Source organism: Enterococcus sp. CSURQ0835 (assembly GCF_902706605.1).
Classification (GTDB): Bacteria; Bacillota; Bacilli; order Lactobacillales; family Enterococcaceae; genus Enterococcus_A.
Map to the genome: position 1 here is coordinate 1 of NZ_CACSLH010000030.1, position 22,014 is coordinate 22,014.

Here is a 22,014-nt window from a genome sequence, read left to right on the forward strand (position 1 = left end):
TGGGAAATAACTTATAAATCTATTTGGATATGATGGAACGCCGTATGAAGCGAAAGTTTCATGTACGGTGTGAAGCGGGGGAAAACTTGGAGATAACATCAAAAAGTTACCTATCGCTATAACGTGGCAGATGGAAAGAAACCTTGCCAGAGATTTCCCATGAAATCAATATCGTCACTCTGACTTCTGATGAGAAAAACAAAGGCTTACTTGACCCTTATGTGATTATGAAAAATCCCAAAGATTCTGAATCACTGGCTATTGATATTCTGACATTCCTTACGGGGATTTCCTCTCGTGATGGGGAACGCTTCCCAATCCTTAGAAAAGCCATTCGTGCAGTAACCAATAGTGAAGTACGAGGGTTGATGAAAGTGATTGAGGAATTACGGGTTGAGAATACGCCACTAAGTACCAGTATAGCCGACCATATCGAAAGTTTTACAGACTATGACTTTGCACATTTATTATTCAGTAATGGTTATGTGGAGCAGTCTATCAGCTTAGAAAAACAACTGAACATTATACAGGTTGCGGACTTGGTACTTCCCGACAAGGAAACTTCCTTTGAGGAATATACCACTATGGAGCTTTTATCCGTTGCTATGCTGATTGTCATTAGTACCTTTGCTTTAGACTTTATCCATACAGACCGAAGCATTTTCAAGATTGTAGATTTAGACGAAGCATGGAGCTTTTTACAGGTAGCACAAGGAAAAACACTATCTATGAAGCTGGTTCGGGCTGGTCGTGCTATGAACGCTGGGGTATATTTCGTGACCCAAAATACAGACGACCTCTTAGATGAAAAACTGAAAAATAACCTCGGCTTAAAATTTGCATTTCGTTCCACTGACCTTAACGAGATTAAAAAGACCTTAGCCTTTTTTGGTGTAGACCCAGAGGACGAAAACAATCAGAAGCGATTGCGTGATTTGGAAAACGGGCAATGCCTTATCAGTGATTTATATGGTCGTGTCGGTGTGATACAGTTCCACCCTGTATTTGAAGAACTGCTCCATGCCTTTGATACCAGACCACCTGTGCGAAAAGAGGTGTAAATGTGAAACCATCAATAGTAAACAGAATAAAATCAAACTGGACGCTGAAACGTCTAGGTAAAGTGGCAATGACAGTGGCTTTCACACTTGTGATTGCCATTTTTCTTTTAGCCATGCTGGGAACGGTGGTTCAAGCTGCGGGCTTGGTAGATGATACGGTCAATGTGGCAAATGAATACAGCCGATACCCACTTGAAAACTATCAACTGGATTTTTATGTGGATAATAGCTGGGGCTGGCTTCCGTGGAACTGGTCGGACGGGATTGGAAAACAGGTCATGTATGGACTATATGCCATTACCAATTTTATTTGGACAATCAGTTTGTATGTTTCCAATGCGACAGGTTACTTAGTACAGGAAGCCTATTCCTTAGACTTCATTTCCGCTACAGCAGATTCCATTGGTAAGAATATGCAGACCTTAGCTGGTGTGAGTGCAAACGGATTTTCAACAGAGGGTTTCTATGTTGGATTCCTCTTACTCTTGATTTTGGTTCTTGGGGTTTATGTTGCCTATACGGGACTGATAAAGAGAGAAACCACAAAGGCAATTCATGCCATTATGAATTTTGTGCTGGTGTTTATCCTATCGGCTTCCTTTATTGCCTACGCTCCCGACTACATTAAAAAAATCAATGACTTTTCATCAGACATCAGTAATGCCAGTTTATCACTTGGCACGAAGATTGTCATGCCCCATTCCGATAGTCAAGGCAAGGACAGCGTGGACTTAATCAGAGATAGCCTGTTTTCCATACAGGTTCAGCAACCGTGGCTACTGCTTCAATACAACAGTTCAGACATTGAAAGTATCGGTATTGACCGTGTGGAAAGCCTGCTCTCCACCAGCCCAGATTCCAACAATGGCGAAGACAGAGAAAAAATTGTTGCGGAAGAAATTGAAGACAGAAGCAATACCAATCTAACCATTACAAAGACCATTAACCGTTTAGGTACAGTCTTCTTCCTATTTGTCTTCAATATTGGGATTTCCATATTTGTATTCCTATTAACAGGAATCATGATTTTCTCGCAGGTACTTTTTATCATCTATGCTATGTTTCTGCCTGTGAGCTTTATTTTAAGCATGATTCCATCATTTGATGGTATGTCAAAACGAGCCATAACAAAGCTCTTTAATACCATTTTGACACGAGCTGGAATCACATTGATTATTACGACAGCATTTAGTATTTCAACCATGCTCTATACCTTATCGGCTGGTTATCCGTTCTTTTTGATTGCTTTTCTACAGATTGTGACCTTTGCAGGAATCTACTTCAAGCTGGGCGATTTAATGAGTATGTTTTCTCTACAGAGTAACGATTCTCAAAGTGTGGGAAGTCGTGTGATGAGAAAACCTCGTATGCTTATGCACGCTCACATGCACCGTCTACAGCGGAAACTTGGACGTTCCATGACTACTCTAGGGGCTGGGTCTGCCATTGTTACAGGTAAAAAAGGACAGTCGGGTTCGGGGAGTTCTGCAAGGACACAAGCAGATCACTCCCGACCAGACGGAAAGGAAAAATCAACACTTGGAAAACGTATCGGTCAAACCATCGGTACAGTAGCTGATACCAAAGACAGAATGGTAGACACTGCTAGTGGTTTGAAAGAACAGGTTAAAGATTTGCCGACCAATGCAAGATATGCAGTATATCAAGGAAAATCCAAAGTAAAAGAGAATGTCCGTGATTTAACCAGTAGTATTTCTCAAACCAAAGCGGACAGAGCCAGTGGACGCAAGGAACAGCAGGAACAAAGGCGAAAAACCATTGCGAAGCGTCGCTCTGAAATGGAACAGGTCAAACAGAAAAAACAGCCTGCTTCTTCTGTTCATGAAAGACCGACTACAAGACAAGAACAATATCATGATGAACAGACCTCAAAACAGTCTAATATTCAGACTTCATATAAGGAATCTCAACAAGCCAAACAAGAGCGTCCAGCAGTTAAGTCCGATTTTTCAAGTCCAAAAGTGGAACGCCAAGGCAATACCGTTCAAGAAAAAACCGTTCAAAAGCCAGCAACTTCAACCACTACAGCAGATAGAACTTCACAACGTCCAATCACAAAAGAACGTCCGTCTACTGTTCAAAGAGTACCACTACAAAATACAAGAAGTAGACCACCAATCAAAACCGCCACCATTAAGAAAGTCGGTAAGAAACCATGAAGTTGAAAACTTTAGTGATTGGTGGTTCTGGATTATTCTTGATGGTCTTCTCACTGCTTCTGTTTGTTGCCATTTTATTTTCAGATGAACAGGACAGCGGAATTTCCAATATTCATTATGGAGGTGTGAATGTTTCCGCAGAAGTGCTGGCTCATAAGCCTATGGTAGAAAAATATGCCAAAGAATATGGCGTTGAAGAATATGTCAACATACTTCTTGCGATTATACAGGTGGAATCGGGCGGTACTGCGGAAGATGTTATGCAGTCCTCGGAATCCCTCGGTCTTCCACCTAATTCATTGAGTACAGAAGAATCCATTAAGCAAGGTGTGAAGTATTTCAGTGAATTATTAGCCAGTAGCGAAAGGCTCAGTGTAGATTTAGAATCGGTTATCCAGTCCTACAATTATGGTGGTGGTTTCTTAGGGTATGTGGCTAATCGTGGAAATAAATATACCTTTGAACTGGCTCAAAGTTTCTCAAAAGAGTATTCAGGTGGCGAAAAAGTGTCTTACCCCAATCCCATAGCCATACCTATCAATGGGGGCTGGCGATACAACTATGGCAATATGTTTTATGTGCAACTGGTAACGCAGTATCTTGTCACAACAGAGTTTGATGATGATACGGTACAAGCCATCATGGACGAAGCACTGAAATATGAGGGCTGGCGATACGTTTACGGTGGAGCTTCCCCGACTACTTCTTTTGATTGTAGCGGACTGACACAATGGACGTATGGAAAAGCTGGAATTAACTTACCACGAACCGCACAACAGCAATATGATGTGACCCAGCATATCCCACTATCGGAAGCACAAGCTGGCGATTTGGTTTTCTTTCATTCTACCTATAACGCTGGCTCTTATATTACTCATGTTGGGATATACCTTGGCAATAACCGTATGTTTCATGCAGGCGACCCAATCAGTTATGCCGACTTAACAAGCCCCTACTGGCAACAGCATTTAGTGGGAGCAGGACGAATCAAACAATGAGAAAGGAAGATTTAATGATGAAATTTAGAAAAAATCAGAATAAAGAAAAACAGATACCAAAGGAAAAGAAACCTCGTGTCTATAAGGTCAATCCTCATAAAAAGGTTGTGATTGCCTTGTGGGTACTTTTAGGGCTTAGTTTCAGCTTTGCGATATTCAAGCACTTTACAGCTATAGATACTCATACTATTCACGAAACAACTATCATAGAAAAGGAATACGTTGATACTCATCATGTAGAAAATTTTGTAGAGAACTTTGCGAAAGTCTACTATTCATGGGAGCAATCCGATAAGTCCATTGATAATCGAATGGAAAGTCTAAAAGGCTATCTGACAGATGAACTTCAAGCTCTCAATGTTGATACAGTACGCAAAGATATTCCTGTATCGTCTTCTGTAAGAGGATTTCAGATATGGACGGTAGAGCCAACTGGCGACAATGAGTTTAATGTAACCTACAGTGTAGACCAGCTCATTACAGAGGGAGAAAATACAAAGACCGTCCACTCTGCTTATATAGTGAGTGTCTATGTAGATGGTTCTGGAAATATGGTACTGGTTAAGAATCCGACCATTACCAACATACCTAAGAAATCAAGTTATAAACCAAAAGCCATTGAAAGTGAGGGGACGGTTGATTCCATTACAACCAATGAAATCAATGAGTTTTTAACGACGTTCTTCAAGCTCTATCCTACAGCGACAGCCAGTGAACTTTCCTACTATGTGAATGACGGGATATTAAAACCAATCGGAAAAGAGTACATCTTTCAAGAACTGGTAAATCCTATTCACAATCGTAAGGATAATCAAGTCACGGTATCGCTGACAGTGGAGTATATCGACCAGCAGACCAAAGCAACGCAGGTATCTCAATTTGATTTGGTACTTGAAAAGAACGGGAGTAATTGGAAGATTATAGAATAACAAATATTGGTACATTATTACAGCTATTTTGTAATCACGTACTCTCTTTGATAAAAAATTGGAGATTCCTTTACAAATATGCTCTTACGTGCTATTATTTAAGTATCTATTTAAAAGGAGTTAATAAATATGCGGCAAGGTATTCTTAAATAAACTGTCAATTTGATAGTGGGAACAAATAATTGGATGTCCTTTTTTAGGAGGGCTTAGTTTTTTGTACCCAGTTTAAGAATACCTTTATCATGTGATTCTAAAGTATCCGGAGAATATCTGTATGCTTTGTATGCCTATGGTTATGCATAAAAATCCCAGTGATAAAAGTATTTATCACTGGGATTTTTATGCCCTTTTGGGTTTTTGAATGGAGGAAAATCACATGAAAATTATTAATATTGGAGTTTTAGCTCATGTTGATGCAGGAAAAACTACCTTAACAGAAAGCTTATTATATAACAGTGGAGCGATTACAGAATTAGGAAGCGTGGACAAAGGTACAACGAGGACGGATAATACGCTTTTAGAACGTCAGAGAGGAATTACAATTCAGACAGGAATAACCTCTTTTCAGTGGGAAAATACGAAGGTGAACATCATAGACACGCCAGGACATATGGATTTCTTAGCAGAAGTATATCGTTCATTATCAGTTTTAGATGGGGCAATTCTACTGATTTCTGCAAAAGATGGCGTACAAGCACAAACTCGTATATTATTTCATGCACTTAGGAAAATGGGGATTCCCACAATCTTTTTTATCAATAAGATTGACCAAAATGGAATTGATTTATCAACGGTTTATCAGGATATTAAAGAGAAACTTTCTGCCGAAATTGTAATCAAACAGAAGGTAGAACTGTATCCTAATATGTGTGTGACGAACTTTACCGAATCTGAACAATGGGATACGGTAATAGAGGGAAACGATGACCTTTTAGAGAAATATATGTCCGGTAAATCATTAGAAGCATTGGAACTCGAACAAGAGGAAAGCATAAGATTTCAGAATTGTTCTCTGTTCCCTCTTTATCATGGAAGTGCAAAAAGTAATATAGGGATTGATAACCTTATAGAAGTTATTACTAATAAATTTTATTCATCAACACATCGAGGTCCGTCTGAACTTTGCGGAAATGTTTTCAAAATTGAATATACAAAAAAAAGACAACGTCTTGCATATATACGCCTTTATAGTGGAGTACTACATTTACGAGATTCGGTTAGAGTATCAGAAAAAGAAAAAATAAAAGTTACAGAAATGTATACTTCAATAAATGGTGAATTATGTAAGATTGATAGAGCTTATTCTGGAGAAATTGTTATTTTGCAAAATGAGTTTTTGAAGTTAAATAGTGTTCTTGGAGATACAAAACTATTGCCACAGAGAAAAAAGATTGAAAATCCGCACCCTCTACTACAAACAACTGTTGAACCGAGTAAACCTGAACAGAGAGAAATGTTGCTTGATGCCCTTTTGGAAATCTCAGATAGTGATCCGCTTCTACGATATTACGTGGATTCTACGACACATGAAATTATACTTTCTTTCTTAGGGAAAGTACAAATGGAAGTGATTAGTGCACTGTTGCAAGAAAAGTATCATGTGGAGATAGAACTAAAAGAGCCTACAGTCATTTATATGGAGAGACCGTTAAAAAATGCAGAATATACCATTCACATCGAAGTGCCGCCAAATCCTTTCTGGGCTTCCATTGGTTTATCTGTATCACCGCTTCCGTTGGGAAGTGGAATGCAGTATGAGAGCTCGGTTTCTCTTGGATACTTAAATCAATCGTTTCAAAATGCAGTTATGGAGGGGATACGCTATGGCTGTGAACAAGGATTGTATGGTTGGAATGTGACGGACTGTAAAATCTGTTTTAAGTATGGCTTATACTATAGCCCTGTTAGTACCCCAGCAGATTTTCGGATGCTTGCTCCTATTGTATTGGAACAAGTCTTAAAAAAAGCTGGAACAGAATTGTTAGAGCCATATCTTAGTTTTAAAATTTATGCGCCACAGGAATATCTTTCACGAGCATACAACGATGCTCCTAAATATTGTGCGAACATCGTAGACACTCAATTGAAAAATAATGAGGTCATTCTTAGTGGAGAAATCCCTGCTCGGTGTATTCAAGAATATCGTAGTGATTTAACTTTCTTTACAAATGGACGTAGTGTTTGTTTAACAGAGTTAAAAGGGTACCATGTTACTACCGGTGAACCTGTTTGCCAGCCCCGTCGTCCAAATAGTCGGATAGATAAAGTACGATATATGTTCAATAAAATAACTTAGTGTATTTTATGTTGTTATATAAATATGGTTTCTTGTTAAATAAGATGAAATATTTTTTAATAAAGATTTGAATTAAAGTGTAAAGGAGGAGATAGTTATTATAAACTACAAGTGGATATTGTGTCCTGTATGTGGAAATAAAACACGATTAAAGATAAGGGAAGATACTGAATTAAAAAAATTCCCCCTCTATTGTCCGAAATGCAGACAAGAAAATTTAATTGAAATAAAGCAGTTCAAAGTAACTGTGATTACAGAGCCAGACGCAAAGACGCAGAGCCGATAAAATGAGATTAATACAATCTCATTTTATCGGCTCTTTCCGTTATGTATGGATTCTTTTAATTAGTCTTCGATGTTTCTTGCTTCGTTGATACCGCTGGCTAAAGATTCCATTAAGGATAGTTCTTTGTCTGTAAAGCTATCCATGTATTTCTCTATCTGTAATCGTCGGGTGCTTTTTACCAAGTTATTAGCAGGTAAGAAAAATTCATCAACGGAAACATGAAGTAACGATACAAGGTCATAAAGAACTTGTATGCTGGGGTGTTGCCCTTTATTTTCAATATTAGTTAAGTACCGTGGGTCAATTTCAATCAATGCTCCCACTTGTTCACGAGTTAAACCTCGTTTCAATCGAGCTTCTTTAATGGCTAAACCAAAGGCTCTAAAATCATATTTATCTTCTTTTTTACGCATAGTAGACCACCTCTATACATTTTATTGTTCCTACTGAATTAAAAACAGGTATAGAAAAACGTGTTATATGGTTTATAGGTTTATATTTAATAAAAAGCACTACTAAACGCCAATAAAAAAAACCGTTATATGGTAGTGCTATTTACGCTGTTAAAATATTGTATATTACTTCCAAATGGCGGTTTGTTGGAGGTCAACGTCGCCATGAAGTACATCATATACAATAAATTTCCTTACATTGGGTTCTTGTCAAAAAAAGTCGTCTATCTGCAATAGATAAGTACGTCCACCAATGTGGTTTTATAAATCATATAGATAGAATAACAGAAGCATGTAAACAGAGAAATAAATCTGTTTATATGCTTTTTTGGCTATTCAGAACTTTTTTACAAAGTTTATTTATCAGTAATGCAACAAATCCCCCTTTCACATTGGGACTAAGAGTGAAAGGAGATAAACGAGCAAGGCTCACTTCCTTTCCTAGACAGAAAGGGGGTGAGAAACATGAAACCATCTTCTTTTCAGACCACAATAGAAAATCAGTTTGACTATATCTGTAAACGTGCTATGGAAGACGAGCGAAAGAATTATATGCTTTATCTTTCAAGGATTGCAAAGCGTGAGGTGTCCTTTTCGGATGTTGGCGATTATCTTGTTAGCCAGTTTGCGACAACAGATAACTATTCAACTGACTTTCAGATTTTTACACTCAATGGGTTATCAGTAGGCGTTGAAAATGATTTGTTGAGTGAAGCATTACGTGAGTTGCCAGACAAGAAACGTGAAATTCTACTGCTGTTTTACTTTATGGACATGAGCGATTCAGAAATTGCAGACCTGTTGAAATTGAACCGTTCTACTGTCTATCGGCATAGAACCAGTGGACTAGCCTTAATTAAAAAGTTTATGGAGGAATTTGAAGAATGAAAACACAATATCCTATGATTCCCTTTCCTCTCATTGTAAAGGCAACAGATGGCGATACCGAAGCGATTAACCAGATTCTACATCATTACAGAGGGTACATAACGAAGCGTTCCCTACGACTTATGAAAGATGAATATGGCAATCAAAGTATGGTCGTTGATGAAGTCTTACGTGGAAGAATGGAAACCAGACTGATTACAAAGATTTTGTCATTTGAAATTAAGTAATATCCTCTCTCCTTTCGTGGAAGCGTGCTAAACCATTCCACGCTTCCCGAACAGGGAGGTTTGTTATTCCACCAAAGCATATTGAGCTTTCAATGTGTTTTGATAGGCTAACGAGCCATTGTTCTTTGAAAACTGAATAAAAGTAATCGAATACGTTTCGATAAGAAAAGAGCCAACGGAACTAACCGCCATGACCTATCTTATAAAGATAGCGAGCGATTCATGTTAGTGATCCGAGAAGCAATCTTTAGCAGGATTGCCTGCAACGACATTCTTATCGTGATAATGATACTCCCATACAGTCAATAGTCCGAGCGTGATAAAACCGTCGCAGGCAATGAGTATGGCTACATGAGAACCATGCAGGGGTGGAACTCCCGTGAGCTTTGCTAAAGCTGTTCGATTGCTGGTAAAACAACTTTTATGAAATCCAAATAAGTGATTTGGAAAGGAGGATTTTATGAAGCAGACTGACATTCCTATTTGGGAACGTTATACCCTAACCATTGAAGAAGCGTCAAAATATTTTCGTATTGGCGAAAACAAGCTACGACGCTTGGCAGAGGAAAATAAAAATGCAAATTGGCTGATTATGAATGGCAATCGTATTCAGATTAAACGAAAACAATTTGAAAAAATTATAGATACATTGGACGCAATCTAGCGTCGCCAAAGGGTCTTGTATATGATAAAATAGTATTAAGTCGTATCAAGGCTCTTTCCATAAAGGAAAGGAGCAAATGCCATGTCAGAAAAAAGACGTGACAATAAAGGTCGAATCTTAAAGACTGGAGAGAGCCAACGAAAAGACGGAAGATACTTATACAAATATATAGATTCATTTGGAGAACCGCAATTTGTTTACTCGTGGAAACTTGTGGCTACAGACCGAGTACCAGCAGGAAAGCGTGATTGTATCTCACTTAGAGAGAAAATCGCAGAGTTACAGAAAGACATTCATGATGGTATTGATGTTGTAGGAAAGAAAATGACACTCTGCCAGCTTTACGCAAAACAGAACGCTCAAAGACCAAAGGTTAGAAAAAACACTGAAACTGGACGCAAATATCTTATGGATATTTTGAAGAAAGACAAGTTAGGTGTAAGAAGTATTGACAGTATTAAGCCATCAGACGCTAAAGAATGGGCTATTAGAATGAGTGAAAATGGTTATGCTTATCAAACCATCAATAACTACAAACGTTCTTTAAAGGCTTCATTCTATATTGCTATACAAGATGATTGTGTTCGGAAGAATCCATTTGACTTTCAACTGAAAGCAGTTCTTGATGATGATACTGTCCCTAAGACCGTACTAACAGAAGAACAGGAAGAAAAACTGTTAGCCTTTGCAAAAGCTGATAAAACCTACAGCAAAAATTATGATGAAATTCTGATACTCTTAAAAACAGGTCTTCGTATTTCAGAGTTTGGTGGTTTGACACTTCCAGATTTAGATTTTGAGAATCGTCTTGTCAATATAGACCATCAGCTATTGAGAGATACTGAAATTGGGTACTACATTGAAACACCAAAGACCAAAAGTGGCGAACGTCAAGTTCCTATGGTTGAAGAAGCCTATCAAGCATTTAAGCGAGTGTTAGCGAATCGAAAGAATGATAAGCGTGTTGAGATTGATGGATATAGTGATTTCCTCTTTCTTAATAGAAAGAACTATCCAAAAGTGGCAAGTGATTACAACGGCATGATGAAAGGTCTTGTTAAGAAATACAATAAGTATAACGAGGATAAATTGCCACACATCACTCCACATAGTTTGCGACATACATTCTGTACCAACTATGCAAATGCAGGAATGAATCCAAAGGCATTACAGTACATTATGGGACATGCTAATATAGCCATGACGCTGAACTATTACGCACATGCAACATTCGATTCTGCAATGGCAGAAATGAAACGCTTGAATAAAGAGAAGCAACAGGAGCGTCTTGTTGCTTAGTAGTACAAATGAATTTACTACTTATTTACCACTTCTGACAGCTAAGACATGAGGAAATATGCAAAGAAACGTGAAGTATCTTCCTACAGTAAAAATACTCGAAAGCACATAGAATAAGGCTTTACGAGCATTTAAGAAAATATAAAAAGATAATTAGAAATTTATACTTTGTTTATTTAAAAAAGAAGATAAACTTTTTCTATCAAAAGAGTAATTACATAGTTATGTTTTTTTCGCTAATACTAATGTAGTACAAAGTTGAATAAAATATCAACATTGATAGTATTTAACGGATAGATAATTTAAAATATTATAAGATCAGTTGATGGCATTTATACTTGGTTACGCGGCACATTAGAATATTAGACACCCGTCAGGGACGCGCTTAATAATATATACCTACACAAAAAACATACTCAGTCCTATAGGAACTGACCCGATAAACTGAGACAAAATAAAAAAGCACCTCTTGTTGAATTCAAGTTAAAATGAATTTAACTAGGAGGTGTTTTTTCAATGGGAAATCGAGTGAGCTATCCGATTCACATCAAAAAAATGGCTATACAAATGAAACAAGAAAACGTTCCTGCCAAAACGATTATGGAAGAATTAGGCATTAAAAACAAAACACAAGTCGAAACGTGGTGGCGTTGGTATCGTAATGGGGAGAATCACCGACTAGTTCAACCGGTGGGAAAACAATATTCTTATGGAAAAGGTCCAGAAGGTCAATCAACTGAACAACAGCTTAGAAATGAAAATAAATTTTTAAAAATGCACGTTGAGGTGCTAAAAAAGTACAAAGAATTGGAAAGGATGTGGAGCCAGAAATATTTGTAGAATTAGTCAAAAGAATGAAAGGGAAAGTAACTATTACTACATTATGTCAGTTTTTCGGAGTTTCGCGAGCTTCTTATTATCGTTGGACTCATCGGAAGAACTTAGGGAAGTTAACTGCCCTTGAAGAAGCTGTCCGTCGCCTCTGCTTCCAGCATAAGTTTCGATATGGATATCGAAAGATCGCTGCGTTGATTAACCAGGAATATAAAGTTAATAAAAATACCATATAAAGGATTATGCAGAAATATCATTGGAATTGTCGTGTGAAAATGAAGAAACGTAGTAAAGTTGGACAACCTTATATGGTTGTCGAGAACAAGTTAAATAGACAATTTTCTTCAGAAGCCCCTTTAAAGAAATTGGTAACAGATATTACTTATCTCCCTTTTGGTCAAAAGCAATTGTATTTATCTTCGATTATGGATTTGTACAATGGTGAAATTATCGCTATACAATCAGTGATAAGCAAGATACAGCTTTTGTTCTAGATACACTTGATCAACTGCCCAAAACAACAGACTGTCTATTGTATAGTGACCAAGGTTCTGTTTATACTTCTTTTGACTACTAGAAACAAATAAAAACAAAAGGCATTACCATGAGTATGTCCCGTAAAGGGACATACTCAGATAATGCCTGCGTCGAATCGTTTCATGCCTCACTAAAGTCTGAAACGTTCTACTTAGATGGGCTCACAAATGAGCCTACACCAATTGTAATAGAAATGGTAAAAGAATACATTACTTATTATAATGAAATTCGAATTCAACAAAACTTCTGAGATGTACTCTCTATTAAGGTAACATAATCTCCGAACCATTTTTGAACAATTATATCCTTGATACTATCGAAGGTCTCCTATTACCAATTTTTTTATTAACTACATAATACTCCGACAAATAATAGCCTAATTTTTGAATCATTAATTATGTCGCACCTAAATACGATTTCATTGAAACTCGAACGCTTAGTATACAGCGGTCAAGTACCACGTAAAATGTAATTATCTACATCTATCTGAAATTAGTAATGATAAATTGGTCTATTTTAGGCTTCTTCTAATAAAAATTTTTTGAAATAGCCCGATTTTCACTGTGACAAGAAGATAATATAGTACACCTACCACTACCATTATCAGAATACAATAAAAAGATTGAGACTTAAAAGTAATATCTAGATTTTTCATTAACATTATTTTAATTAGTTTTAATAATATGCCCATCCCTATTGATATAACAATAATCCTGGTAATTAGTTTTAGACTACTCAAGATATTAAATTTTGTTCTAATATATATTTCATAAATTGTAAATAAATTTATGATCGTAAAACCTAATAAGCTCGATAGTATTGCTCCATCCTCGTGTAAAAAATAAATCAAAGGATACTGTGTTAAGATTTTAGTTATGATGCCCAGTAGTAAGTATAGAACCGCTTTAAAATTTCCATTTAAACCTTGAAGCATAGTAGCGCATACTAGAAATAGCCCCATAGCAATACCTAGCACGCAGTTTAAAGCTAGTAAATGAGTTCCTTGCTCACTTTTTTCATAGAATAAGGTGTTTAATGGTTCAGAAATTAGAATCATTCCAATCGTAGCTGGTGTCATCACGAAAAAGAAAAGACCTATATTATTTATAATTAAATCTTTAAGACTATCTATCTCTTTCTTGATGAATTTTTCAGTTATAAGGGGTAACCCCGCTGTTGCCATAGAGGTACCTAATGAAATAATGACCATTACTAGCTTATCTGGATTAGGAGAAAGAAGAGTAAAAATATCCTTAATCCTAATAATAGAATAATCAGTTACCTCTACCATGATCTTTTCAAAGAAGAATTGATCTATTAACTTGAATATACTAATTCCACATCCAATAAATATAAATGGTATTGCTTGTAATATCATATTCTTAATTAAGATACTAGTCGATTCGTTATTAGTTGCTATTGCCAACTTCTCTGCATTATCAGCTATAAAGAATGTATGTTTTTTCTTGATAAAAAAGTATATCAATATAACTAGAGAACTAAAAACTCCCACAAAAGCGGCAAAAGTCGATAGAATTACGGCAAGTCTATAGTCTTTATTATTGCTTACTATCATAATGTAATAAGTAACTACTAGCATGAACCCAACTCTTATTATCTGCTCTAAAATTTGGGATATAGCGTACGGCATTAAATCATTATTTCCTTGAAAAAACCCCCTTAGTACACTCATTGCTGGGAAAATCAATAGGACCCAGCTTAGGAACTTTATAACAGAAGACAAGTCTTTATTTCCTTGTGCAAAGCGACCAGAAAAGGTAAACATAGTTATCATTGTAATAATTCCAAGAAAGGTCATCACAATAATTGCTTGTTTTAATAACCTTCTACTAGAAGCATAATCTTCTAATGAATTATAATTTGCTGTTTGTTTCGCAATTGCAGCAGGTATACCTGCTGTCGAAATCATTAAAAAAAGAGCATAGATATTATATCCTTTAGAAAATAAGTATTGAGCCCCATGAGCATTTTCTCCCATCCATTTGTACCAAGGAATTACATATAACGCACCTAGTACTCTAGAGGTTATATTTCCAATAGTTAACCACACAGTACTTCTCATCATGATACTTTGTGCTGATCTATTAGAAGAAATACTCACTTTTCTTTTATCTCTATATCTGTCGACTCTTTTTTCTAATCTTACCTGTTCTCTGTCCATATTACACCTTCCTAAAACCTTTTTTTATCTGAATAGTATTCTTCTTCACGCGATTAAATTTTATTCTATTAATTAATAGTTTAGAAGATGCGAATACTTTTATACATTTAGAAGTTGTTAACTTATGTTCAGAGAATATTACTATAATATCAGGATGATATTCACGATTGATATTTGAGATATAAGATTCCACTCTATCACCAAACTTAACACCCATTATTACCACAGTATTATAGTGTATAAGAAAAGGATTACTCTTATAATACAAATTTTCATCTCCATATATATTTACAACTAGATTATTACATTTTTCTACTATATATTTAACATATTGATCGCTAGAGTATTTAAATAAAAAGTAGTTTTTTTTTAATTCAGGATATAAAAACAAATCTCTATCAACATAAAAATAACGATCGTCATTTCCTTCCTTTATATATTTAGCTGTCGCTAAAGCACAAGCATAACTATTACTAAGAATTTCTGTTTCACAACATAGTTCTTTAAATTTTAATAGCTCATTATTTTTAATGATTTTATCTGCATGAATAAAACTATCAAATTTTTTATCAAAAGATGCTACACTTATTAAACTAGGATGTTTCGCAGGATAACTAAATTCATTTCTATTAGAAAGGGCAGAAAAAATGGGAGTATGTTTAGCTATTTTTTTTAACAATGGATGTAATAATATTATATCTTTGTATAAGGTTGTACCCAAACTTAAATTAATAGCACTTACTTTATTAGTACTACACCATTCTAGAGCAACTATTAAGTCATCTATATTGCCCAAATTATCATTTTTAAGTAGCTCAATAACATAAAATTTAATCTCCATATTTTTAAGTACTTTATCCATTATTGATAAACAAACCGAACCATGAGTACATACCCCATCATTAACTAGTGGTTCATCTGATGCTTTCATTTTTCCATTAAAAACAGTAAGACAACAAATTTTATTATTTAACATTTTTTTTGTATACTCATTTATAGGTGTATCAATTAATACAATTTTTTTCATAATTACTCCGTAGCTATTCCAGATAGTTCAGTGAATTCTTTCAACTTTAAAATATTATCAGGAATATCGCATATTATTTTATCCTCACTAATGAACAATATTTTATCAAAAAGATGAATATATGATAAATCATGTGATACAAAAAGTATGATTCTATCTTTTTCTATTAAAGATAGACCTTTCTCTATAAATTCTGTTTCATACTTTTTTTCAACATTAGAAAATGCTTCGTCCATTATTATAAGATCCTTTTTTTCTATTAGGTTTCTTCCAAGTATTATTTTTTGCTTCTCTCCCCCCGAAAGATTTCTCCCATACTCGCCAACTTTAAAATTTAATCCCTTTTTTTCTATTAACTGCTCCAACCCTAACTGCCTAATTACTTCAAAAAGTGCATCCTCTCCAATAGCATCTCTATACAAAATTATATTATTATTAATCGTATCATCCATTAAAGAGGCTTCTTGTTTTATATAAGATAGATTACTCCACAATGATGACATATTAATATTATTTATATCTTCTCCATTTATCAACACTTTTCCTTGGATACATTTATTTACACCTAATAATATTTTTATTAATGTTGATTTCCCACAGCCATTCTCACCTACAATCAGAACTTTTTCACCTTTATTAATGCAAAACGTCGCCTTTCGAAATATCACTTTCTTTCCTATGCTAAAAGACACAGTATCAAGCTGAATATTCTCTATACTAAATATTTCTTTACCCTCAGAGGATTCAGGTAATGTATTCAATAATTTATTTAATCTATTAAAAGAAGGTTCTACCGTCTTAATCATTAAATAAGTGCTAGAAAACAAACCTATAGGATTTGAAACATATGATAGGTAGATACTAAGACTAAACAACTCTCCCACTGTTAATTGGTATTTACTAACTAACCATATCCCTATAAAATAAACTATGAAATTAGATATTTCGTCAATTAGGAGAACAAAATCTGTTGTCAATTTTGATACAATACTAATTTTATTTTCTATTCTAATTCTATTAATTAATACATTAGACAAATTATAAATGGCTTTTGGATGTGTCCTGAAATTTTTCAATTCAAGAACAACGCCCATTAAATTGCTGAAACTTTTATACCAAGAATCATGAAAGGCAAACGATATCTTTTGATATTCTTCTTGCTTTTTTCCAGTTAAAATAATAGCTAATAATTTGATTCCCACACTAATGATAATCACTAGAAGTAAAATTGGACTTATTTTAAAAATAAAAAAAATACCTCCAAAAAGTAAAAAAATTGAAATTGCACTCCAGATAATTGTATCGTTAAATAATGATACAATTGCATTTATATCTGTATCTAGATTATTCATTAATTCCGTAATGTTTTTATTTAAATAAAATTCATTTTTCTTATTAAAAATATTTTTCAAAGTTTCTCTATAAATTGTTAAGGAAACTTTTTGACAAATATGTAATCTTATCTTCTCAATACATAAAGATAATAAAAAACCAATAATTGAATAGCTTATTCCCCAAATAACCAGTCGTGGTAGTTCTATTAAAGACTTATTCTTATTTGCTAAGTCTATAATAGAACTGATTATGCTTGGCAATTGTAATTTTATTCCAGATGATAATATGATCATAATAAATAAAATAACTATAATTTCCTTATGTATGTTTTTGAAAATAATCTTTTTTAGCATATTTGCTCCTTTATATATAAATAAAGCCTCATAATTGTAAAATAATCATGAGGCTTCAACGACAATATTTTAGATCTAGAATTACATTTTGGGATTACCACTTGCTCCACGAGCATTTCTATTCTGAACATCTGATCTATTACCTGTAAATCCACCGCTGTGTAAAAATCCGACCCAGCAGCTACACGAACAATTAGCTGCACAAGAACAATTACACGCATATGCCTCAATAGAATTCATAGATAATTTTCTTCTTTTTCCTAATAACATTTTTAAATCCTCCTATACTAAATTTTTTTATTTATTATAATTTCAATGCTTTTTAAAGTATTGAACCTATAATCTTTTACATCATTCTCTGTAAAACAAATATTGAATTTTTTTCTTAATTCTAGAAGGAAATATGCTAGATCTACTGCATTCATTCCTATTTTCCAACCTGTTAGTTGGAAATTTTGAATTGATTCATAATCTTCAAAATTGTTCTTTGTTACCTTATTTAAGGCTGTCAATATTTTTTCTTTAACTAATTTTTCTTTCATCAATTATCCCCACCAACACTTATTTATACGCTAAAATAATTATTAAGTACTTAACCAGCTAAATTTCAAAGTTATTATATACATACTTCTACATTTTTTAAAGATATATATTACCCTTTTCTTAACTAGAAACATCATATACCAATTTATAACCATTGCTTGTGTCATTTAATGACTTTCAGAAATCTATTACTTTAAACTTTTCCTACCATATTTCAGACATAGTAATTAAAACGAAATTATCCCTGCTTAAAAGTAATAAATACTATCTTTTTAACGTCTATTTACCCCTTAATTTCTGTTTTAGTGATATATTTTCAACACGCGTGTTACGTGTCCTCAATAATAATATTACCATTCCCTATAAACACCACTTCACAAAACAGATATACCAATTTAAAACTATTTTATTTTTCTAAAACAAAGTCAAATATAGTAGATATAAATAGATATATTATAATGATTAATCACACAAAGATCATTAAACTCAATAATTATAAAATTATTATTGATCTACCTAATATATCAATATTTTTCTGTTTCTTATTACGCATTTAACATAGCCACAAAACCTACTACGTTATGACCGTGACGCAATTAAAACATCAAAAAGACTATCATTACTCTATCTTTGCTATATTCGACCTTATTTGTAATACTTACAGATCAGTTATTACATATTGATTATTCTCACTCAAATAATCGGTCTCTTCAAAATAAAATCTAAGTTCGGAAACTTACCTTTTATCAGATACTTCGTTATAGGTTAAACGACTTATTTTTCACTTGCTTTGGTGCTCTTTCACTGATGAACCATAAACTCCTCATTTTAGGGACCTTTTTTAAAACCAATTCCACTCATTAAAACACTAAAAAGGGTTCTTACTGCTAGTATAGTAAGGAAATCAAAAATGCGTTTTTCCTTCCAGTCATAAGACAGATAGTCTGATGCTCATTTAGAATGTTGCTCGCATAGCTTTACTTTGAATTTATCCCTTCAAAGAAGCAATGATTATTCCTGAAATAGAGAAAAGTTAACTATCTCTATGCTATGATCCAAATTCATCATTTTAAGTAAAAAGTAATTTCCCGTCTCACAACGTCAAATGTTTACAATAGTCATTTTTGATAATGCTTTATCGAATATAACGACAATTCTAAACTATTTCTAGAGTTACTTTTAATTATTTAAAATAACCTACTATTTACTGTCATTATGTTAGTATATTGTCAAAGATATTAACTTTGCCAAATTTAGCCTTTACAATCAAGGTAATTATCTACTTCTTTATCAATAAGTTAACTAAGGTACAAACATTCTGATCATTGGCAGCTTACTTAGTCTATTGTGCAATCCAATTTACAAGCGTTGCATTAAACCTTAGTTTCGATTGGGGATCCTGTTGTCTTATGTTTTTATGTTGGAAAAGGCACAAGAATATTAGATTCTATGATATTTAGTGTTGTTACTCGAATGAGTAGGAACACTAAATATCTTTTTTATGACAAAAAGACACTTGGTTCTTCTATAATTAAATCGCCAAACCCAATCATAGGAGGAAAACCAAGTGTCCATCAATAAGAATATCAAACATGCAAACAAAAACCTAGATAAATCCATCAAATTACTGCTTAATATTAAAGATTCTCACATTACTTTTCTAAAATAGGCTGTCGCTAAACGAAAAGTAAGAGGCCATATGGCAACGGTCTTTACGGGTTTCTTATCCCATGATCCGCCAAGATGTCCTCATTGCGGATGGACTTTCTTCAATCGCCACTCGTTCAAAAAGACTATGATCCAATTACTGCCTTACCAAGAAGCTCCGACTTACTTAGAATTGTACAAACAGCGGATAGTGGAAAGATTTTTGATATTCTAGATGATCGTCGGAATTTCAAACTAAAAGCCTATTTCATGCGTTTCACTTTAAAAGCCCGCAAACGAGTTCGACATGTTGTGATGGACATGAATGCCGCTTATGACAAAGCCATTAAGGAGGCCTTTCCTAAAGCCATGATCTCAATTGACCGGTTTCACATTATCCAACAACTGACCAGAGCATTAAATAAACAGCGCATCCAAGCCATGAAACGTCTGAATAAAAATAATGCGCAAGCTAGGAAAGACTATCGGAAATTTAAGAAGTACTGGCGGATCATCCTGAAAAAGAATGCCAAGCTCAATTATACTTCGCGCAAACAGTTCCCACTTTTTCAAAAGAAGTACTTGGTGGAGTCTGAGGTCGTGGATTATTTACTCTCGATCGATTCTGACTTGCGTGTCTGCTATGAATTTTATCAAGACCTTTTGATTGCATTTGATGCGAAAGATTTCAAAACTTTTTTGAGTTAATTGAGACGCTTCCTGCAACACTTCCAACCGAGTTCAAAAAATCAGTCAAGTACTTAACGAAGCATAAAAAAGCCGTCATCAATTCTCTTCAATACCCGTATTCAAACGGGAAACTTGAAGGGAAAAATAATCTGATCAAAGTCATTAAACGGATCGCTTTTGGATTAAGAGCCTTCCGTCATTTGCGCCGGAGAGTCATGGTTCAACAGAGCCTATTTACGATTATTGATTTAATTCTGAATAACACTATTTGACAAAGAGCCGAATATTATGGCGGAATAATTAAAAATCCCTAATGATTACGAAAGGAAATCATCAGGGATTGTTTTTCTTTAAATAGGAATTTATTCCATTAAAATGATTTTTTTCAATTAACCTTGCTGCATTAACCTTGCCACGTAACGATTTAAATTCTTTTTCGGATATCTTGTTTATCCCTTTGGCTAAAGAAAAACTATCTAATATACTTTTTCTATTGCTGTTAGGAACGTACAGTAGGTTATTTTTAACGATTACTCCCGTTATAGGTGCTCCTTTTTCCCCCGTGTAATACTTAGTTTTTGATTTTTTTAAACTATGATCGAAATGTCTAACTTCGTTTTCTACTTCTCTTATAAGGGCCCTGTAATTAAACTTATCAGCATTTGAAAAGACTATATCATCAACATATAATGTCATGATACATTTATATTTATCGGCTATTATCTTAATATTATTAAACATATCTTCATAAGCAAAGTAGGCAATTAATTGACTACTTGGACACCCAGTTGGGATGTTTTCGTTGGTAGTTAAGTCAGTTAAAATTTTTGCAACGTCAGAGCTAGTTTTCATTTTATCTTTAAAAAAACGATATACTCGATCTCTATGACAATTATCGTAAAATTTTTTTATATCTGTTTTATAAAAATAGTTAGATTTCTTATGATACAAAGCATTTGATAAATAAGATTTTTTTAGTGTAGAAGAAATTACCCATTCTGGTTTTTTAATTCTTCTTAGAAATGAATATATGGTTGACTGAACTTTTTTTAGTTCCTTATCAGGGGCAGTAATCTTTCTTAATTCATCTGTTCCTTTTTTCTTTTGAGAAAATTGATAGTATGAAGTATTAGCATTCCAAGAAGTATTTTTTAATTCTCGCAGAGTTATCTTTAAAATTTCTGCAAGCTTTTTCTTTGAGTAGCATTTATAAAAAACACATTGATTTAGTTCATATAAATTTACATTTGTTTTTTTTCTAGGCATCATTTTTTTCCTCACTAGAAGAAAACTTAGTTAAGAGATTAAGCATTCTTTTTTGAATAAATTTTTCAGATTTATTCTTTTCAGTGTTTTTTTGATAATCCTCAGCCATTAAGATTATTGAAGAAGTTTTGATATCAAAAATTTCTGAATATCTTTCTAGCAGTTCTAATGATGGAATTTTTTTGTTGTGTTCAATCTCTGAAAGATAACTGGGTGAAATATCTAGTTGTGGGGCAAGTTCTTTTGCATTTATTGAATAAATCATACGTATTTTTTTTAAAACTGTCCCTATTCGCATATTAATTAAAGCCTCCCAAGTA

General features: G+C 34.1%; 17 protein-coding genes and 4 pseudogenes. 13 read left to right on the forward strand and 8 right to left on the reverse strand.

Annotation, left to right across the window (positions count from 1 at the left end):
• Positions 1-122 precede the first annotated feature (122 nt).
• The 7 genes and pseudogenes from GVJ38_RS11230 to GVJ38_RS11260 all read left to right on the forward strand — a co-directional run.
• A pseudogene (locus tag GVJ38_RS11230) lies at positions 123-1,061 on the forward strand (ATP-binding protein); the annotation flags it as partial.
• A gap of 2 nt (positions 1,062-1,063) precedes the next feature.
• Positions 1,064-3,241 carry a CD3337/EF1877 family mobilome membrane protein gene (locus GVJ38_RS11235; protein ID WP_000804748.1) on the forward strand — a complete coding sequence of 726 codons (2,178 nt, stop codon included), beginning with the start codon at positions 1,064-1,066 and terminating at the stop codon, positions 3,239-3,241.
• Positions 3,238-4,239, forward strand: coding sequence for a bifunctional lytic transglycosylase/C40 family peptidase (locus GVJ38_RS11240; RefSeq protein ID WP_050274500.1), 1,002 nt, complete (start codon positions 3,238-3,240; stop codon positions 4,237-4,239). Before GVJ38_RS11235 ends, GVJ38_RS11240 begins: the two co-directional genes overlap by 4 nt.
• Complete coding sequence (locus GVJ38_RS11245) at positions 4,236-5,168, forward strand: conjugal transfer protein (protein ID WP_001224318.1); 933 nt, start codon at positions 4,236-4,238, stop codon at positions 5,166-5,168. The genes GVJ38_RS11240 and GVJ38_RS11245 overlap by 4 nt, the downstream gene beginning before the upstream one ends.
• A gap of 313 nt (positions 5,169-5,481) precedes the next feature.
• A pseudogene (locus GVJ38_RS14480) lies at positions 5,482-5,529 on the forward strand (hypothetical protein); the annotation flags it as partial.
• Positions 5,530-5,544: 15 nt separating this feature from the next.
• Positions 5,545-7,464 (forward strand): tetracycline resistance ribosomal protection protein Tet(M), encoded by a 1,920-nt coding sequence (gene tet(M) / locus GVJ38_RS11255; protein WP_000691736.1) that lies wholly within the window; start codon positions 5,545-5,547, stop codon positions 7,462-7,464.
• 100 nt (positions 7,465-7,564) lie between these two features.
• Entirely contained in the window at positions 7,565-7,750 is a 186-nt protein-coding gene (locus tag GVJ38_RS11260) for a cysteine-rich KTR domain-containing protein (protein ID WP_011058338.1), read from the forward strand.
• Positions 7,751-7,809: 59 nt separating this feature from the next.
• On the opposite strand, the gene GVJ38_RS11265 is transcribed toward GVJ38_RS11260, so the two are convergent.
• Positions 7,810-8,163, reverse strand: coding sequence for a helix-turn-helix transcriptional regulator (locus GVJ38_RS11265; protein WP_001227347.1), 354 nt, complete (start codon positions 8,161-8,163; stop codon positions 7,810-7,812).
• 504 nt (positions 8,164-8,667) lie between these two features.
• On the opposite strand from GVJ38_RS11265, the gene GVJ38_RS11275 reads away from it, so the two are divergent.
• From GVJ38_RS11275 to GVJ38_RS11300, 5 genes and pseudogenes are all read left to right on the forward strand, one after another.
• Positions 8,668-9,090, forward strand: a complete 423-nt coding sequence (locus tag GVJ38_RS11275; RefSeq protein ID WP_000804885.1) for a sigma-70 family RNA polymerase sigma factor — start codon at positions 8,668-8,670, stop codon at positions 9,088-9,090.
• Complete coding sequence (locus tag GVJ38_RS11280) at positions 9,087-9,317, forward strand: helix-turn-helix domain-containing protein (RefSeq protein ID WP_000857133.1); 231 nt, start codon at positions 9,087-9,089, stop codon at positions 9,315-9,317. Before GVJ38_RS11275 ends, GVJ38_RS11280 begins: the two co-directional genes overlap by 4 nt.
• Positions 9,318-9,777: 460 nt before the next feature.
• The gene (locus GVJ38_RS11290) at positions 9,778-9,981 is read left to right on the forward strand and encodes an excisionase (protein ID WP_000814511.1); all 204 of its coding nucleotides are present in this window, start codon (positions 9,778-9,780) and stop codon (positions 9,979-9,981) included.
• A gap of 81 nt (positions 9,982-10,062) precedes the next feature.
• Positions 10,063-11,280 carry a tyrosine-type recombinase/integrase gene (locus GVJ38_RS11295; RefSeq protein WP_001291561.1) on the forward strand — a complete coding sequence of 406 codons (1,218 nt, stop codon included), beginning with the start codon at positions 10,063-10,065 and terminating at the stop codon, positions 11,278-11,280.
• A 516-nt stretch (positions 11,281-11,796) separates the two neighbouring features.
• Positions 11,797-12,901 (forward strand): annotated as a pseudogene (locus tag GVJ38_RS11300) (IS3 family transposase).
• A 261-nt stretch (positions 12,902-13,162) separates the two neighbouring features.
• Here the strand turns inward: GVJ38_RS11300 and GVJ38_RS11305 are convergent.
• The 5 genes from GVJ38_RS11305 to GVJ38_RS11325 form a co-directional block, all read right to left on the reverse strand.
• A complete protein-coding gene (locus GVJ38_RS11305) occupies positions 13,163-14,833 on the reverse strand; it encodes a putative polysaccharide biosynthesis protein (RefSeq protein WP_159723260.1) in 1,671 nt (556 codons plus the stop codon).
• 1 nt (position 14,834) lies between these two features.
• Entirely contained in the window at positions 14,835-15,860 is a 1,026-nt protein-coding gene (locus GVJ38_RS11310) for a hypothetical protein (RefSeq protein ID WP_159723261.1), read from the reverse strand.
• 2 nt (positions 15,861-15,862) lie between these two features.
• Positions 15,863-17,548 (reverse strand): ATP-binding cassette domain-containing protein, encoded by a 1,686-nt coding sequence (locus GVJ38_RS11315; RefSeq protein ID WP_159723262.1) that lies wholly within the window; start codon positions 17,546-17,548, stop codon positions 15,863-15,865.
• Between the two features lie 81 nt (positions 17,549-17,629).
• Positions 17,630-17,818, reverse strand: coding sequence for a CLI_3235 family bacteriocin precursor (locus tag GVJ38_RS11320; protein WP_159723263.1), 189 nt, complete (start codon positions 17,816-17,818; stop codon positions 17,630-17,632).
• Between the two features lie 17 nt (positions 17,819-17,835).
• Positions 17,836-18,090, reverse strand: a complete 255-nt coding sequence (locus GVJ38_RS11325; protein WP_159723264.1) for a hypothetical protein — start codon at positions 18,088-18,090, stop codon at positions 17,836-17,838.
• Positions 18,091-19,658: 1,568 nt separating this feature from the next.
• On the opposite strand from GVJ38_RS11325, the pseudogene GVJ38_RS11330 reads away from it, so the two are divergent.
• Positions 19,659-20,700, forward strand: a pseudogene (locus tag GVJ38_RS11330) (ISL3 family transposase).
• Positions 20,701-20,761: 61 nt separating this feature from the next.
• On the opposite strand, the gene GVJ38_RS11335 reads toward GVJ38_RS11330, so the two are convergent.
• Together GVJ38_RS11335 and GVJ38_RS11340 are read right to left on the reverse strand one after the other, a co-directional pair.
• Positions 20,762-21,694, reverse strand: a complete 933-nt coding sequence (locus GVJ38_RS11335) for a reverse transcriptase family protein (RefSeq protein WP_159723265.1) — start codon at positions 21,692-21,694, stop codon at positions 20,762-20,764.
• Entirely contained in the window at positions 21,687-21,992 is a 306-nt protein-coding gene (locus GVJ38_RS11340) for a helix-turn-helix domain-containing protein (RefSeq protein WP_159723266.1), read from the reverse strand. Before GVJ38_RS11340 ends, GVJ38_RS11335 begins: the two co-directional genes overlap by 8 nt.
• Positions 21,993-22,014: the final 22 nt, after the last annotated feature.